Origin of the sequence: Salmonella enterica subsp. arizonae (assembly GCF_008692845.1) — a bacterium.
Lineage (GTDB): Bacteria > Pseudomonadota > Gammaproteobacteria > Enterobacterales > Enterobacteriaceae > Salmonella > Salmonella arizonae.
Genome location: NZ_VXJW01000001.1, coordinates 456,626 through 472,702, shown reverse-complemented (window position 1 = coordinate 472,702; position 16,077 = coordinate 456,626). Strand labels below are relative to the sequence as shown.

Below are 16,077 nucleotides of genomic sequence, written 5' to 3'. Positions count from 1 at the left end.
GCTGTAAAAAGGAAGGCGTTATGTTAAACCCCTCCATCCCGTTGGTAGCAACGCGTCATGGTAAAATCGTGGGCGTTGTACAGGAAGACATCCATATCTGGCGCGGTATACCCTATGCCGCGCCGCCAACAGGAGAGCTACGCTGGCGTGCGCCGCAGCCCGTTACGCCCTGGCAGGATGTGCGCCTGGCGGATTGTTTCTCCTGCGCCAGCTGGCAGGATATTACCAGGTGTCGCGAGTTCGGTGGCGGCGATCCGGGAAATTTTTCTGAAGATTGCCTCTATCTGAACGTCTGGGCTCCTGCCATACGTCATGAACCGTTGCCGGTAATGGTGTGGCTACATGGCGGCGGTTACACCATTGGCGCGGGGAGTCTGCCGCCCTATGACGGTCATGCGCTGGCTAATCGCGGCGCGATCGTGGTAACGGTCAATTATCGGCTTGGTCATCTGGGCTTTTTTGCGCATCCGGCGCTGGAAGGCGAAGAGGCGGAATGTATTCATAATTTCGCTTTACTCGATCAAATCGCTGCGCTGCGTTGGGTGCAGGACAATATTGCCGCGTTTGGCGGCGATACGCAGAATGTGACGCTCTTTGGCGAATCCGCCGGCGCTCGCAGCGTGCTGTCTTTGATGGCCTCTCCGTTAGCGAAGGGGCTTTTTCATAAAGCAATTATTCAGAGTGGTTATACGCTGCCGGATACGCCCCGCGAGGCGGCGCTCAAAAATGGCGTTGCGCTGGCGGAACATGTTGGCTTAACCAACGCCACAGCCGAACAGCTACGCGCTCTACCGGCAGGGACGTTTTGGCCGCTAGACGCGCCCTTTAAAATTGCGCCGACGCCGATTTCCGGCGACGCCGTGTTGCCGCAGCCGATGCTGGAGACTTTCTTTGCGGCTCAACAGCATCCGATGCCGGTGATAGTCGGTTCGAATAGCGATGAAGCTAGTGTGTTGGCGGTTTTCGGCATTGATATCGCCGGTCAAATTCAAAAGCTGCGGCGCGAGCGGCGCGTTGGGCTGGGGTTAATCCGGCTGCTTTATAATGGCGTGAAAGGCGACGAAGCGCTAGGGCGGCTAGTTTGTCGGGATATGGCATTTACCACGTTGGGCTACGTCGTTATGCAGGCACAGCAGCGGATTGGCGAGCCGTGCTGGCGTTACTGGTTTGATTATGTCGCCGAAGCAGAGCGTGACACCTACGCTAACGGCGCCTGGCATGGTAATGAAATACCGTATGTGTTCGATACGTTAATGCAGACTGAACCCACATGCCATTATGTGAATGAGAATGACCTGGCCTTTGCCTTGAAGGTGGCGGATTACTGGGTAAACTTCGCTCGCCATGCCAGCCGAAATTGCGACATGCTGCACGGCCCGGTTTGCTGGCCCGCCAGCATACGGGGGCGGGATCGTTTGTTGCGGATTGGACTGAACAAGCTTGCCGGTTTTAAAGTGGAAAACCGCTTTATGCGCACGCGTCTGGCGCTGTTTAAACGGGTCATGAAACATCACGTTAGCCTGGAGTAAACTTTTCATAACCTGAAGAGTGCCGCGTGATGTTTACATTTGATTCGGTCGGTTCTTATCGACATAAAATATTTACGTTTTTGCGCAGTTTCCAGGCGCTCAACAATTGGATTATTAATGAATTTTGTCTAGAGTGAGCGGTCAAAAACGGGCACTCTCTTGCTGCTGAAAAAACCAGCGCGGGACCATTCACAAGACCAGAAGGACTCATTTTCAGATATGAATCGTAGACGATTTATTAAAGGTTCAATGGCAATGGCCGCCGTGTGCGGTTCCAGCGGTATTGCTTCACTCTTTTCCCAGGCGGCGTTTGCGGCGGAATCTGATATTGCGGATGGTAAAATTGTCCGTTTTGATTTTCCTGGTCTGCAATCAATGGCCCAGGCGTTAGCGAAAAAACCCTGGGACGGCGCGCCGAGACCGTTGCCGGATACGCTCGCCAATCTGACGCCGCAGGCATATAACAGTATCCAGTATGACGCGGCGTATTCTCTCTGGAACAACGTTGCCAATCGACAGCTCGATATACAGTTTTTCCACGTAGGAATGGGGTTTCGCCGTCGAGTACGTATGTTTTCCGTTGATACGACAACTCATCTTGCTCGCGAGATTCACTTTCGCCCGGAACTGTTTAAATACAACGATGCCGGCGTCGATACGGCGCAACTGGAAGGGCAGACCGATCTCGGTTTCGCCGGTTTCCGTGTCTTTAAAGCGCCGGAACTGGCGCGGCGCGATATTGTCTCTTTCCTGGGTGCCAGTTATTTCCGGGCGGTAGATGATACTTATCAGTATGGTCTGTCGGCTCGCGGACTAGCGATAGATACCTATACTGATGGTCAGGAAGAGTTCCCCGATTTCACCGCATTCTGGTTTGACACCGTGAAGCCTGGCGACACCACGTTTACCGTTTACGCTCTGCTGGATAGCGCCAGCGTGACGGGCGCGTACAAATTCGTGATCCATTGTGAAAAATCGCAGGTTATCATGGATGTAGAAAACCATCTCTACGCCCGTAAAGACATTAAGCAACTCGGTATTGCGCCGATGACCAGTATGTTTAGCTGCGGAAATAATGAACGTCGGGTTTGCGACACCATTCACCCGCAAATTCACGATTCCGATCGGCTGGCGATGTGGCGGGGCAACGGCGAGTGGATCTGCCGCCCGCTAAATAATCCGCAAAAATTGCAGTTCAATGCATACATGGACGACAACCCGAAAGGGTTCGGCCTGCTACAACTCGATCGCGACTTTTCGCACTATCAGGATGTTATGGGCTGGTACAATAAACGTCCGAGTCTGTGGGTGGAGCCGCGTAGTAAGTGGGGAAAAGGGGCAGTTGGCCTGATGGAGATCCCAACCACGGGCGAAACTCTGGATAATGTAGTGTGCTTCTGGCAGCCGGAAAAAGCGGTCAAAGCCGGGGATACGCTGGCGTTCGCCTACCGCTTGTACTGGAGCGCGCAGCCGCCGGTACAATCGCCGCTTGCGCGGGTAATGGCGACCCGTACAGGGATGGGCGGTTTCCCGGAAGGCTGGGCGCCGGGCGAGCATTACCCGGATAAGTGGGCGCGCCGTTTTGCTATTGACTTTGTTGGCGGCGATCTGAAAGCGGCCGCGCCGAAGGGCATTGAGCCGGTGATTACGCTCTCAAGCGGCGAGGCGAAACAGATAGAGATCCTCTACGTCGAGCCTTTCGACGGTTATCGTATCCAGTTTGACTGGTATCCGACCTCTGATTCAGCGGCGCCGGTGGATATGCGTATGTTCCTGCGCTGTCAGGGTAAGGCTGTCAGCGAAACCTGGCTGTATCAGTACTTCCCGCCCGCGCCGGATAAGCGTCGTTATGTCGACGATCGCATCATGCGTTAAGCCGCTTGCCTTCTGTACCGCCACAAAGGCGGTACAGGTCCAAGAAATTGTCCTGACATGGGGTTCTACGCCGGAACCGCCGAAATTTCCGGCACGAGGTTTTTAGTGATCTTTCGGCACTTCAATGACTCCATCTGCAATGCCTTGTGCCAGCCTTTCCATCCATTTTGCAAAGCGAAAATATCCAGGGTATTGCAGGCAAATGTAGTCCATCTGGACTTTTGAAGCGCTGTCCATTACCCGCTTAAAAGCATCCATATAGTCATAACAGCCCTGTAATAACTGAGCATCGCCATTTTCTGTCAGAGGGAACCGGCAGGCATAATCATGAACTATTTTCGCCAACTGTCGCTGTTCTGCAGTTAAGTCGATCATTATATCTCCTCGTTAGAGCCAAAGGAGGCAATTGCCTCCTTTGGTACTCCTCGCCATCAGGCACAACAACGATCGTTCCATGAATCACGATAGATAATATTACCCTCCGTATACTTCCAGGTAATTGCTTCATAACGCAATTCAAGCGTTTCAAGGTGAGTACTACTCATACCGTTAGGAGAGAGGAATGGTGCGACCGTTGTGAATTTGACGTTTTCCAGAATGATATTGAAATACTCGGCCTCGATGCCCGATTCCAGAATACGGTACATCTTGATTGTCGCTTTCTTCATAGTCCGGCCTTCGCAGACGCGCGATACAGAAGTGGTGTTGTCTGATCAAATTCTTTCACTATCGTTATAGGGCGGTGTACGCGCGTACCTGTAAGTTTCCCCAGCTCGGGTCAACCGGAATAGTGACACCGTGAGAGAATGATTTTAACTCGATGTTACCAGCGCGGTTGCGCCCGTACCTGATGGAATTCGGTGAGGATGGTGAACGGGAATACTATTTTCGTGCGCAGTCATCTCCAGCATCCGCAGCAAACGCGGCGGCGTAATAAGCCCTGCCAGCGTACCGCGTCCGTGATAGTTCAGGCAGGTGATGCCGACGCCGTGGTTGACCAGCACATCCGAGTAATCCTGCAGGTCAGGCGTGTCGCAGGATGGGGTGATATCAATCCCTATCGACAGATCGGGCCGCCCACGCGTTCAAAACGTAAAAAACCGGAGGGATCGATCTTGCGTACCATAAAACCGACTTCATCCATATGCGCAAAAAATTATCAGGCGAAGAGCGTCAGGTTTGTCGCTGCCATAACAGGCGACGAGGTTGCCTGAGCGATCCCGCCAGACGTCTTTGGCTTGTCGTTCAAACGCGCGCTGCATAACATCTGCAATGCTGCTTTCATGTCCTGAAATCCCGTTTAGCCGCAGCAATGAAAAAAGCGTTTCCTGCGCAGAAAAGATCATTTGCGTCTCCATGGGTGATAAAACAATCAGTCGTTGAGCGTTTTAGAGGCGGAGAATGGTTGGATAAGTGTGAAATGGGTCACGCGAAAATGCGCTAAATATGACCAATAAAAAATAATGTGATGGCGATACAATATAAACGCTCATGTCTCCTGCGGGTTATCGGTAAACCAGGCTATTTATGTGATCACGACCAACAACGAAGAAGGGCAATATGATGGCGGAAATTATTCCTGTTAACGCTACGCTGAAACTGCGAGCGGCAGATGAAAGTCATGTTCCGGCGCTGCACCAACTGGTACTTAAAAACAAAGCATGGCTACAGCAGTCGCTCGACTGGCCGCAATATGTCACGTCGCAGGACGAAACGTGTAAATATGTCCAGGGTAATATGCTGTTGCACCAGCGTGGCTACGCCAAAATGTATCTGATTTTCTGCCAGGATGAACTGGCGGGCGTGCTTTCATTTAATGTAATCGAGCCGCTAAACAAAACTGCGTATATCGGTTACTGGCTGGATGAGTCTCTACAAGGGCAGGGGGTGATATCGCAATCATTACAGGCGTTGATGACACATTATGCCCGGCGCGGCGATATTCGGCGCTTCGTCATTAAATGTCGGGTCGATAATCATGCCAGTAATGCGGTCGCACGGCGCAACCATTTTACGCTGGAAGGCTGTATGAAACAGGCTGAGTATCTTAACGGCGTCTATCACGACGTTAATATGTATGCCCGCATTATGGATACGGTTTAAAGGGAACCGACTAAGGGGGTACGCGTAATACGATCCTCGCCATTAATCACTTTTGGGCCGCGCAGGTGAATAGTATTGCCGTCAAACGCTATCACCGCCGCCCGTCCGCTAATCTCGACCTGGCGCTCAATCAGAATTTCGCCCTGTATACAGGCATGGCCTTCAATCAGCACGCGGTCGTCCAGTAAAATCGGGCCTCCGCGTACCTCAGCATGTCCGCCTACCAGCACATGATGTTTTAACACACAGTTGCCTTCGATTAACGCATGTTCCGCTACCTGCGAGCTGTAGCGAAGGGTAGGGATCGCATCTTCCTTTGTGCCGGCGATAACCCGCGCATGGCCATAGACTTTGGCGCAGTCACAGATCCAGACATTATTGTCTTTGTTGCCTTCGATGAGCGCGAAATCAAAGACCTCCGCCCGGTGCTCAATAAAAGCGTGTGTGATAGTGGCGTCGCCATAAAGCTGTACCTGATGAACAATCCGCGAATGGCTCACGGTGGCGCGATCGTAAATTTGTAAAATCTGCGCATGTTCATGCGTTAGTCCCTGAACGGCGAGAATTTCTGACTGGTTTAACACGCGGGCATCGCCATAAATCGCACACTCTCCGCGCACGGAAGAGGACTGAATAGTGACATTGTCACTTATCCGTGCGCCATCGCTGATATCAGCGCGATCAATCCAGACGTTATCGCCTATTCGCACGTTATTGTAGAGCGTGCACGGCTGCGTGATACGCGCATTACCCGTAATTTCCGTGCCCGCAAAGGCCATCGCGTTTTCATCATAAATCCAGCAATCCCCCTGTTGTGACAGCACATTATCGGCATCAACCCAGCCGCCGGAGGTTCCGGCTTTAACATCGTTAAAATCCGTTACGGCAATAACTTGTCGTAATAAGACGCTTTTCTTCTCACCGTCTACCTGATAAGTAAAAGCACGAGGTTCTTCACTCAGTCGATATTTGGTCATAGGGAAATTCCGTGTGAACGATTAAGATAACCGTAGCAAAGGTACTGGCAAAACAACCAGAAATTCCATAAAATGCATTTCAAATATACTTTATAAATTAAACAAAATGCGTAATCACAAGCAGAGCGATCGCGTGCTCAATCTGCCTGCGGGCTATTTTGGCATCGTCCTTGGCACTATCGGTATGGGATTCGCCTGGCGTTATGCCAGCCAGATATGGGCAATAAGCCACTGGCCCGGCGACATCATGGTGATCCTGGCGATGATTATTTGGGCACTCTTGACCCTGGCGTTCCTTAGCCGTCTGGTGCGCTTTCCCCATAGCGTGATGGCTGAAGTGCGACATCCGGTAATGAGCAGTTTTGTCAGCCTGTTTCCCGCCACCACGATGCTGGTCGCGATCGGCTTCGTTCCCTGGTATCGCCCGTTGGCCGTTGCGCTATTCAGCGTGGGGGTCGTCATACAACTGGCGTATGCCGCCTGGCAGACGGCGGGACTTTGGCGCGGAGCGCATCCGGAAGAAGCGACAACCCCGGGGCTTTATCTGCCAACAGTAGCGAATAATTTTATCAGCGCCATGGCCTGTGGAGCGCTCGGTTACAATGATGCCGGACTGGTGTTTTTAGGCGCAGGCGTTTTTTCGTGGTTAAGTCTGGAACCGGTTATTTTGCAGCGACTGCGTAGCTGCGGCGAATTACCGGCGGTGCTGCGTACGTCGCTGGGTATCCAACTGGCGCCCGCGCTGGTCGCCTGTAGCGCCTGGCTGAGCGTCAATGGCGGGGAGGGCGACACGCTGGCGAAAATGCTATTCGGCTACGGTCTGTTACAGCTTTTATTTATGCTGCGATTAATGCCCTGGTATTTATCACAACCGTTTAATGCTTCTTTCTGGAGTTTTTCGTTCGGCGTTTCCGCGCTGGCGACCACGGGGTTACATCTTGGTCACGGTAGTGAATCAGGGCTGTTCCATATTCTGGCCGTCCCGCTGTTTATTTTCACTAACGCTATTATCGCCTTATTGCTGGTTCGTACATTTCTATTGCTGGTGCAGGGGACGTTGCTTATTCGCACTGAGCGCGCTGCACTGTTGAAAACGGAGGAAAAAAATGACCGTTCGTGACGAAAATTACTTTACTGAGAAATACGGATTAACCCGCACGCATTCGGATGTGCTGGCGGCGGCAAAGGTTGTCGCGCCGGGCCGAACGCTGGATTTGGGATGTGGCAATGGCCGCAATAGTCTGTATCTGGCCGCGAACGGTTATGACGTTACCGCGTGGGATAAAAATCCGGCCAGTATGGCTAACCTTGAGCGTATTAAAGCGGCAGAAGGGCTGGATAATCTGCAAACCGACCTTGTCGATCTGAATACATTGACCTTTGACGGCGAGTACGATTTTATTCTCTCGACGGTGGTTATGATGTTTCTTGAGGCGCAAACCATTCCCGGTTTAATTGCCAATATGCAACGCTGCACAAAACCCGGCGGGTATAATTTGATCGTCGCGGCAATGGATACACCGGATTTCCCCTGTACGGTGGGATTCCCGTTCGCTTTTAAAGAAGGCGAATTACGCCGCTATTACGAAGGGTGGGACATGCTGAAATACAACGAAGATGTCGGCGAGCTTCACCGCACGGACGAAAACGGCAACCGTATCAAACTGCGCTTTGCTACGATGCTGGCGAGAAAAACGATCTGACCTATGCAAGTCATGTAAGTCTCTCAGTGTTCGGCATTTTTTCGTCGGGCACCGCGTTCAAGTTGTGCTGTCGTTAACATTTTTAGTTCATCCAAACTGGTTTCATTTTGCTATTATTTTCTTTGCATCATTATGAAGACTAAAGGGATCGTTACATGCGTGCTCATACTTTATTTAAAGTTGCAGTGCTTACTGGCTTGTTGGCGTTATCCGGTTGTGCGTCCAAAGTCACACAACCGGATAAGTACTCTGGATTCTTAAAAAATTATTCGGACCTGAAGGAAACAACCTCCCCCACGGGAAAACCGGTGTTGCGCTGGGTAGATCCAAAGTTCAATGACTCTAACTATGACAGTATTGTTTATAACCCGATAACGTATTACCCCGTCCCCAAACCTACGACCCAGGTCGGGCAGCAAGTTCTTGATAAACTGCTGGCTTATACGAATACTAAAGTAAAATCAGCGGTTGAACAGCGTAAACCTCTGGTCACGACCCCGGGGCCGCGCAGTTTGATTTTCCGCGGGGCGATTACAGGCGTGGATACCAGCAAAGAGGGGCTGCAATTCTATGAAGTGATCCCTGTGGCGCTGATTGTGGCGGGTACGCAAATGGCGACAGGCCACAGGACAATGGATACCCACCTCTATTTTGAGGGGGAGCTGATTGATGCCGCTACCAACAAGCCGGTCATCAAGGTAGTGCGCCAGGGCGAAGGCGAAGATTTGAGTAACTCCAGCACGCCGATGGCGTTTGAGACGTTGAAACAGGTTGTGGATGACATGGCGACGGATACCACCATGTTTAACGTGAACAAAAAATAAATCTGCGGCGCCATCGTAAGATGGCGCAAATCCATACACATTAACGCCGCCATCAGCCAGACAACGATGCCCATCAGCGTTAGCCCGCTTGCGGTGACGAGAAACGCGATAACCGCCGCGTCACGCTCGCTTTCGTGAGTAAGCGCCTAAAATTAAACTACCGCTAATCGTACTTAACAGTGCCAGTCCGGCAAGTAAATAAAAAACTCCTGTGGCGGTAGCTGCTAACCAGCGATGCTTTGGTTCGGGGGGGGGCCTCCGGGATTTGACAGATGTCGTCGGTAATAGCGGCAATGCAGATAGAATAGACACCAAATGGCGAAAGCAGCAGCGCCAGCAACCCGGTAAAAATCATTAACGGAGAGGCAGGAAGCTGATAGCCCGACGCCTTCATCGTAGCGACGTCGGGCACGTTTTGCGATGCCATCGTCACCAGATAGAGCGTAATGAATCCAGTCCGACGGTTGCGACTCTATGGAAAATTGCGACGGGTCTGAACGTTCCATTCTCAATGTTTATTTCGCCTCCGCAGGCTGAATTTCCTCCGACCTTTGATCCCCAGCAGCAAGCGATGGTGATAACGCCGCTGTTTTCGTGAGATCCTGAACTCTGGTTTGACCATTTTTCTATATTGCTGTCGCCTGGCGCGGTCAGCGAATCGACGCCGCATAAATCCGGCGTTATCGAACATGTGGTAGTGATTCAGGGACGGCTGGATATGTGTACTGACGGCATATGGCAAACGATAGACGCAGGTAAAGGTTTGCATTTTGCCGGCGATCAGGCACATACCTATCGCAACAGCAGCGATCAGACGGTTCATTTTCACTCGCTGATCCCTTACCCACGTGATTAAGCGGGAAAACTATTTCGTTAGTTTGCGCTTCTGACTACAATAGCCGCCATTTCGCTGCTATTGGATAAGAATGACTGTATGCGCCAGCAACCTCACTATCTTGAACTGTTAAGCCCGGCCCGTGACGCCGCAATCGCTCGCGAGGCGATTTTGCATGGCGCGGATGCCGTCTACATCGGCGGACCTGGTTTTGGCGCTCGGCATAATGCCAGTAACAGCCTGCGCGATATCGCCGACCTGGTACCGTTTGCCCACCGCTACGGCGCCAGGATTTTTGTTACTCTGAATACCATCCTGCATGATGATGAGCTGGAGCCCGCGCAACGGTTAATTACCGATTTGTACGACACCGGCGTGGATGCGCTGATTGTGCAGGATATGGGGATTCTGGAACTGGATATTCCGCCGATAGAGCTTCACGCCAGTACACAGTGCGATATTCGCAGCGTGGAAAAAGCGAAGTTTCTTGCCGATGTCGGTTTTTCACAGATTGTACTGGCGCGCGAACTTAATTTGAGTCAGATAGCGGCTATTCATCAGGCTACCGACGCCACGATTGAGTTCTTCATTCATGGCGCGCTGTGTGTTGCTTATTCAGGGCAGTGTTATATTTCTCATGCGCAAACCGGGCGCAGCGCCAATCGGGGCGATTGCTCGCAAGCCTGTCGCTTACCGTATACATTGAAAGACGATCAGGGGCGGGTGGTATCTTACGAAAAACATTTGCTGTCAATGAAAGATAACGATCAAACCGCTAATCTCGGCGCGTTGATTGACGCAGGTGTACGTTCCTTCAAGATTGAAGGGCGCTATAAAGACATGAGCTATGTCAAAAACATCACCGCGCATTATCGCCAGATGCTGGACGCGATTATTGAGCAACGTAGCGATCTGGCGCGTGCGTCGGCTGGCCGGACCGAACACTTTTTTGTTCCCTCCACGGAGAAAACCTTCCATCGCGGCAGCACCGACTATTTTGTTAACGCGCGTAAAGGCGATATTGGCGCATTTGATTCACCAAAATTTATAGGCTTACCGGTAGGCGAAGTCCTGAATGTGGCGAAAGACTATCTCGATGTGGAGGCCACCGAACCATTGGCGAATGGCGATGGCCTGAATGTGTTGCTTAAGCGTGATGTGGTGGGGTTCCGCGCCAACACTGTGGAAAAAATCGGTCATAACCGTTACCGCGTTTGGCCAAATGATATGCCTGCCGACCTGTATAAAGTCCGTCCGCATCATTCGCTGAATCGTAATCTGGATCATAACTGGCAACAAGCGCTGACAAAAACCTCCAGCGAGCGTCGTGTGGCGGTTGATATCATGCTGGGCGGCTGGCAGGAACAGCTTATCCTGACGTTGACCAGTGAAGAGGGTATCAGCATCACCCACACGCTTGACGGGATGTTTGAGGAAGCCAATAACCCTGAAAAAGCGTTAAATAACCTCAAAGACGGATTGGCGAAGCTGGGCCAGACGATCTACTACGCTTGTGAGGTGCAGGTGACATTACCGGCAGCGTTGTTCGTGCCAAACAGCCTGCTCAATCAGTTCCGTCGGGAGGCGATTGATATGCTTGATACAGCGCGTCTGGCCCGTTATCAACGAGGCCGCCGGAAACCCGTGGCGCAGCCTGCGCCGGTCTATCCGCAAACGCATCTCAGCTTTCTCGCTAATGTGTACAATCACAAAGCGCGGGAATTTTATCACCGTTACGGCGTACAATTGATTGATGCAGCCTATGAAGCGCATCAGGAGAAGGGCGATGTGCCGGTCATGATTACCAGGCACTGCCTGCGTTTTGCGTTCAATCTTTGTCCAAAACAGGCGAAAGGAAATATTAAGAGCTGGAAAGCCACGCCGATGCAGTTGGTGCATGGTGATGAGGTACTGACGCTAAAATTCGACTGTCGGCCATGCGAAATGCATGTGATTGGCAAAATTAAAAACTACATTTTGAAAATGCCCCAGCCCGGCAGCGTTGTCGCTTCAGTGAGCCCTGAAGCGTTGATGAAAACGCTGCCGAAGCGCAGGGGCGTTTAATTAACGGAAATAACTCTCTGGCTTGCGCGATTTCTGCCAGTTATGGTGCTCGCGCAAACCCTCCGCTGACTCTTCTGCTGCCGCCCGTAATTCATCGCTGTCGGCTTCATGTCTTAGCTGGTGTCCTCCTGTCTCAAACCATACAAATTCATGGCCTTGCTGTTTTGCCAGTAACTGACCTGAAAACAGCGCACAGGTCAGTAAAACTACGGATAACGCTTTTGTAAACATCATGCCACCTTCCAGTTACGTCGAGGGGAGATTATGTCAATTATTCCTTTGATTTATTATTCGACACTTCAAATTAGCGAAAACGGTTTGTCAATAAGTGCGATAAGTTGTATGAAAAAAGTTAGCTAGTAAATGTATTCGTTTTATAATTGTGTTATGGGTACTTTTCGGCTGTATGGTTATATTTATCTGGAGCATTCTTTTAAGTAACCAGGTTTGCATTATGTCTACGGGTATAGGCCTGTTAATTACAATGCTCATTGTAATATTCGTCCAACCGCCATTTCTGTCTTATATTTCTTGGCGATATTGTAGAATGTATCGGACTAACGATTCTTGGTCAGTAGATAATAAATCAAAGGTCACTTTAGCTTTAACGCCATAGTCCACCAGAATCGTTCTATTTTTTATAACCGCTTTTCTACTATTATGTTATTTACCAAAATCTCCCCAACACGACTCCTTCGGATTAATGCCCTGTGGAAGAGCTTCTAATGCCCTGTCCTGTCGTCCCATTGCGGGGGCTGATCAGTACAGATTTCCTCGCACCTATATATTCCATTGTAACCATGAAGAACGGTACCATTCCCTCAATGGGGTACTTCTAAAATTATCAGGAGATTATAAATGATTATTTTTATGGTTTAGTAAAAGCTGATGGTGAGTCTCTTTTTCTGCTATTTCAACTAGTGAAGATAAGTTTTCAGAAAAAAGACAGTTATGAATTTGAAGTGCTACATATTCAGTAAGTTCGTTTAAACATAATTGATTATAACAGGTTTCTTCATAAAGAAGATTCGCTAATATATCATTTTTAAACAGACATGAATAAACCATCTGCATAATTGAGCTTTGTGTATAATTTGCATCATATATCGTATTCTTTAGGTCAGCGGCTGAAATAGCCTTTGAGGCTATTATATTTTGGGTGGCTTTGTCAATATGCGTTACACCTGCCCGCGCAATGCCAGTATTAATCCTGGAGGATATAGCTATTTTTCTTTCCTGCTCCTTCCAGCTATATAAAGTTCCATTTTCTGCCATGCCGATAAGTGTCTCTTTTATCTCATTTAAACTAATTGAAAATGTTATGTCGCCGGGTAGTGTGAGTAGTAACCGTTCAGGGAATAAACAGCATAGTGGCTCACAAACATAAGTACCGGTTTTTATACTAACATCAGGGTATGTCTTCAGGGTTTCGGGATATGTATAAATACAAGTCACTGTTTTGTCCATAATGCTATAATAATAGTAATCCTGGCGTATCACAATACGTAATGGAGTTTCTGCACCATCTTCTATATATAGATTAGTATATTGACACTCAGCATCCTTATAGTACTCAAAATGAAAATTATCTCTGCATGTTGGTGATGATAATTTATATAACGCACAGAATAAATCAAGTAAACGTTGTGCGCCAGGCGGAGAGGTAATATTACATAACTCTTTTATATATCTGTCGGCATCTGCTCTTCCCGTGCCACAGAAGAACTCTTTAATTGCTTCCCATAATAAATAAAAGAATGAGCGTTGCGTGTTACTATTTTCAGGAAACAGCTCGCTCTTTAAAAAACTGCTACCGATAGTAATTGGCATAATGTAAGCCACTGATTATATGATGATATTTGTGTTTTTGGATGGAATATATTTAAAGTATTACTCCATGTTTTCTATCAGTGGAATACCTGATTTTTACTTTTCATCTGATTCGGCAACACCATTACTGTAAAGCTTATGTGTCTACCGTGTAGGAGGAGTATAAGGAGTGGGTTAACTGTTAAAAATAAATTAATTTAATTAATAATTATTTACGAATTAAGTAAATTGTTGCTCAACCGTGTAGAAATTGTTTTATAAAAAGCTAAACTGAAAGTATTCTTAGATTAAGAATGTTGAGGCGCTTGGGGAAGCTAAGTATAGGCACTATACTGATAGTGCTTATTATATAAATGTTTTAGTGTTTTCTTAATTATAATTATTGTAACGATTAGCTGGCAAATTTATTTTCAGCTGAGCGATAACATTATTAAGCCTGCGAGGGGGCCAAAAATGAAGAAATCAGATCACGATGTACACGAAAAGACAGCGTCCTGGAGCATTTTGCAATCAGAATGGCTAAAAAAGTGTGGGCGGCTATTATTACTGTTACTTTACCGTTTCGCTATCGGGTGGGCCTTTTTTCAGTTGCTCACCATTATTGTCGCAGGAATATTATTGTTGGGGGTCTTACTGTTCCATCCCGTAATCTTTGTACAGACTATAACAATTACAGAAAAATTAAATCATGTCTCGGTTTATTTATGGAATATACTTAAGTTATGTCTATGGAATTATGGTGTCATTGCAGGGTTTATTTTTATGTTGGGATGTACGATAAATAAAAGTATACGGCAAGCTCAGCGCCTATCCAGAAAATTTGATGTATAATGGTTTACTTCATGTCCATAATCTGCTTCTGCATCCTGACAATTGTAGAAACGTAGGCATTATATTATTGTCTGCATAAGCGAGAACTTTAAATTAACGGATGCCGGACTGGATTTTCCAGACTTCGGGCCTTACTACATAACGGCTATGGTGAGCGGATTGAATCTATCCCGGTTAGATGGTTATGTTCCTGTACATGTGTTTGAATAATTGGATACTCCTCGGCGTTTTCTTTACGGAAAATCGTCGTTTCAACACGTTGTCGCATACAATCGAAACGACCTTCGCTAATTGCTTTTCTAACTATTATAGTATTCTTATCTTTGGCGGAACTATCTTATTTGGTTATGGAAGGCTGCAACTTCTTTACCGCTGATTATCAAATAGCCATACTGATAAGTCATACGCTGAGGACATTGCCAGCATTTGTGGAATATAGAGCAGGAGGTGAAAAGGGCGTGTAAACAAAATACAGTCTCTTCGTTTGCGATAAGGTACAGATTATAGGTGGCAAAAGACGTTTATTTTAACCATCTGTTTAAGCGCTGTCCGCTAATCTTTACCTGATCAAATACATAATTCCCCCTGTGGTTCCCATGAGGTGCAGTATATGGTAAAGCGCGTATCTTCTTTCCTCTTGTTCAGCCTGTTGTCTCTTCAGGCAATGTCAGCTGAGACCCAGATTGATTCCCATCGGCCAAAAGATGTTGTCGATATTACTACAGTCGCTCCCGACGTACAGGTAGACATGCGATATTTTACTTCTTATAACGTTATTGGTCGCCCGATTAAAGGCTATAAAGCGCCTGTTTGCCTGTTAACGCCGCCAGCGGCGAACGCGGTGAAGCAGGTCGCCGATCGTCTGCCTCCCTTTGGACTTACCTTAAAAATATATGATTTCTACCGACCGCAAACCGCAGTGAATGACTTTACCGCCAGGGCCAAAGCTCCTTCTCAAAAACAAATGAAAAACGAATTTTATCCGCAAGTAGATAAAAGTAGCCTGTTTGAGGAAGGTTATATCGCCGCCAAATCCAGCCACAGCCGGGGAAGTACGCTTGATCTAATGATCGTTCCGCTCGACAGTAAGTTACCAGTATACCATCCTGGGCGACCTTTGGCGGATTGTGCTGCGCCAGCGGCGCAACGTTCGCCAGACAATAGTCTGGATTTGGGTACTGGCTTTGGCTGTTTTAGTCCGTTATCCCATCCTGATAATGCCATGCTTACCGCTCAGCAACGTGCAAATCGGTTGTTATTACAAACATTGATGCGTGATGCGGGCATTATACAGAATGGTGGCATTTCTCCCTTACTAATGAGTCATACCCGAAGACTTGGTTTGACATTCCCGTTAAAGAGAGAACCTCAAACGACGCTTTGTTGAAAAACCTGATAATTACGCCTGTTGGAAAACACAATAACAGTTAGCAAATCGTTGTTAATTTTAATAACAGATATACACTGCGGTTGCCACCTGCAAGCAGCGATCAATGAGAACGAATA

The 16,077-nt window shown here is 48.5% G+C and carries 12 protein-coding genes and 5 pseudogenes; 10 read left to right on the top strand and 7 right to left on the bottom strand.

The window, feature by feature from the left end; genetic code table 11:
• Positions 1-20: 20 nt before the first annotated feature.
• Both F4V61_RS02490 and F4V61_RS02485 read left to right on the top strand, forming a co-directional pair.
• Entirely contained in the window at positions 21-1,529 is a 1,509-nt protein-coding gene (locus F4V61_RS02490) for a carboxylesterase/lipase family protein (RefSeq protein WP_058819537.1), read from the top strand.
• 219 nt (positions 1,530-1,748) lie between these two features.
• The gene (locus F4V61_RS02485) at positions 1,749-3,404 is read left to right on the top strand and encodes a glucan biosynthesis protein D (RefSeq protein ID WP_024131883.1); all 1,656 of its coding nucleotides are present in this window, start codon (positions 1,749-1,751) and stop codon (positions 3,402-3,404) included.
• 102 nt (positions 3,405-3,506) lie between these two features.
• On the opposite strand, the gene F4V61_RS02480 is transcribed toward F4V61_RS02485, so the two are convergent.
• The 3 genes and pseudogenes from F4V61_RS02480 to F4V61_RS22235 form a co-directional block, all read right to left on the bottom strand.
• Positions 3,507-3,779, bottom strand: a complete 273-nt coding sequence (locus F4V61_RS02480) for a hypothetical protein (protein ID WP_038395960.1) — start codon at positions 3,777-3,779, stop codon at positions 3,507-3,509.
• Positions 3,780-3,835: 56 nt separating this feature from the next.
• Positions 3,836-4,256: pseudogene (locus tag F4V61_RS22240) on the bottom strand (Hcp family type VI secretion system effector).
• 20 nt (positions 4,257-4,276) lie between these two features.
• Positions 4,277-4,750: pseudogene (locus F4V61_RS22235) on the bottom strand (M42 family metallopeptidase); the annotation flags it as partial.
• A gap of 217 nt (positions 4,751-4,967) precedes the next feature.
• Between F4V61_RS22235 and rimL the strand changes: the two are divergent.
• Complete coding sequence (rimL, locus tag F4V61_RS02455) at positions 4,968-5,507, top strand: 50S ribosomal protein L7/L12-serine acetyltransferase (protein ID WP_058819631.1); 540 nt, start codon at positions 4,968-4,970, stop codon at positions 5,505-5,507.
• Here rimL and ydcK read toward each other — a convergent pair.
• A complete protein-coding gene (gene ydcK, locus F4V61_RS02450) occupies positions 5,504-6,484 on the bottom strand; it encodes a YdcK family protein (protein ID WP_079828619.1) in 981 nt (326 codons plus the stop codon). The genes rimL and ydcK overlap by 4 nt on opposite strands.
• Positions 6,485-6,590: 106 nt before the next feature.
• On the opposite strand from ydcK, the gene tehA reads away from it, so the two are divergent.
• The 3 genes from tehA to F4V61_RS02435 all read left to right on the top strand — a co-directional run bounded on the left by tehA (position 6,591) and on the right by F4V61_RS02435 (position 9,011).
• The gene (gene tehA, locus F4V61_RS02445) at positions 6,591-7,604 is read left to right on the top strand and encodes a dicarboxylate transporter/tellurite-resistance protein TehA (RefSeq protein WP_001243996.1); all 1,014 of its coding nucleotides are present in this window, start codon (positions 6,591-6,593) and stop codon (positions 7,602-7,604) included.
• Positions 7,591-8,187: a tellurite resistance methyltransferase TehB gene (gene tehB / locus F4V61_RS02440; protein WP_038395963.1), complete on the top strand. Its 597-nt coding sequence runs from the start codon at positions 7,591-7,593 to the stop codon at positions 8,185-8,187. Before tehA ends, tehB begins: the two co-directional genes overlap by 14 nt.
• A 155-nt stretch (positions 8,188-8,342) precedes the next feature.
• A complete protein-coding gene (locus tag F4V61_RS02435; protein ID WP_079828620.1) occupies positions 8,343-9,011 on the top strand; it encodes a DUF3313 domain-containing protein in 669 nt (222 codons plus the stop codon).
• Between the two features lie 65 nt (positions 9,012-9,076).
• Here the strand turns inward: F4V61_RS02435 and F4V61_RS02430 are convergent.
• Positions 9,077-9,459, bottom strand: a pseudogene (locus F4V61_RS02430) (benzoate/H(+) symporter BenE family transporter); the annotation flags it as partial.
• On the opposite strand from F4V61_RS02430, the pseudogene F4V61_RS02425 reads away from it, so the two are divergent.
• Positions 9,442-9,867 (top strand): annotated as a pseudogene (locus F4V61_RS02425) (helix-turn-helix domain-containing protein); the annotation flags it as partial. The pseudogenes F4V61_RS02430 and F4V61_RS02425 sit on opposite strands and share 18 nt — an antisense overlap.
• Positions 9,868-9,945: 78 nt before the next feature.
• Positions 9,946-11,910 carry a peptidase U32 family protein gene (locus F4V61_RS02420; protein ID WP_038395965.1) on the top strand — a complete coding sequence of 655 codons (1,965 nt, stop codon included), beginning with the start codon at positions 9,946-9,948 and terminating at the stop codon, positions 11,908-11,910.
• On the opposite strand, the gene F4V61_RS02415 is transcribed toward F4V61_RS02420, so the two are convergent.
• Positions 11,911-12,141: a DUF2554 family protein gene (locus F4V61_RS02415; protein WP_079828640.1), complete on the bottom strand. Its 231-nt coding sequence runs from the start codon at positions 12,139-12,141 to the stop codon at positions 11,911-11,913. It abuts the gene before it with no gap.
• 621 nt (positions 12,142-12,762) lie between these two features.
• Positions 12,763-13,740: an SPI-2 type III secretion system effector SifB gene (sifB, locus tag F4V61_RS02410; RefSeq protein WP_001122946.1), complete on the bottom strand. Its 978-nt coding sequence runs from the start codon at positions 13,738-13,740 to the stop codon at positions 12,763-12,765.
• A 453-nt stretch (positions 13,741-14,193) separates the two neighbouring features.
• On the opposite strand from sifB, the gene F4V61_RS02405 reads away from it, so the two are divergent.
• Positions 14,194-14,571, top strand: coding sequence for a D-alanyl-D-alanine dipeptidase (locus F4V61_RS02405; protein ID WP_079828621.1), 378 nt, complete (start codon positions 14,194-14,196; stop codon positions 14,569-14,571).
• 610 nt (positions 14,572-15,181) lie between these two features.
• A pseudogene (locus tag F4V61_RS02400) lies at positions 15,182-15,936 on the top strand (M15 family metallopeptidase); the annotation flags it as partial.
• Positions 15,937-16,077: the final 141 nt, after the last annotated feature.

What these genes read in the sequence shown, in the direction of transcription:
- F4V61_RS02405 (WP_079828621.1), top strand. Translation starts at nt 14,194, where the DNA reads ATGAAGAAATCAGATCACGATGTACACGAAAAGACAGCGTCCTGGAGC.
- F4V61_RS02435 (WP_079828620.1), top strand. Translation starts at nt 8,343, where the DNA reads ATGCGTGCTCATACTTTATTTAAAGTTGCAGTGCTTACTGGCTTGTTG.
- F4V61_RS02420 (WP_038395965.1), top strand. Translation starts at nt 9,946, where the DNA reads ATGCGCCAGCAACCTCACTATCTTGAACTGTTAAGCCCGGCCCGTGAC.
- F4V61_RS02485 (WP_024131883.1), top strand. Translation starts at nt 1,749, where the DNA reads ATGAATCGTAGACGATTTATTAAAGGTTCAATGGCAATGGCCGCCGTG.
- tehB (WP_038395963.1), top strand. Translation starts at nt 7,591, where the DNA reads ATGACCGTTCGTGACGAAAATTACTTTACTGAGAAATACGGATTAACC.
- ydcK (WP_079828619.1), bottom strand. Translation starts at nt 6,484, where the DNA reads ATGACCAAATATCGACTGAGTGAAGAACCTCGTGCTTTTACTTATCAG.
- tehA (WP_001243996.1), top strand. Translation starts at nt 6,591, where the DNA reads ATGCGTAATCACAAGCAGAGCGATCGCGTGCTCAATCTGCCTGCGGGC.
- F4V61_RS02480 (WP_038395960.1), bottom strand. Translation starts at nt 3,779, where the DNA reads ATGATCGACTTAACTGCAGAACAGCGACAGTTGGCGAAAATAGTTCAT.
- rimL (WP_058819631.1), top strand. Translation starts at nt 4,968, where the DNA reads ATGGCGGAAATTATTCCTGTTAACGCTACGCTGAAACTGCGAGCGGCA.
- sifB (WP_001122946.1), bottom strand. Translation starts at nt 13,740, where the DNA reads ATGCCAATTACTATCGGTAGCAGTTTTTTAAAGAGCGAGCTGTTTCCT.
- F4V61_RS02490 (WP_058819537.1), top strand. Translation starts at nt 21, where the DNA reads ATGTTAAACCCCTCCATCCCGTTGGTAGCAACGCGTCATGGTAAAATC.
- F4V61_RS02415 (WP_079828640.1), bottom strand. Translation starts at nt 12,141, where the DNA reads ATGTTTACAAAAGCGTTATCCGTAGTTTTACTGACCTGTGCGCTGTTT.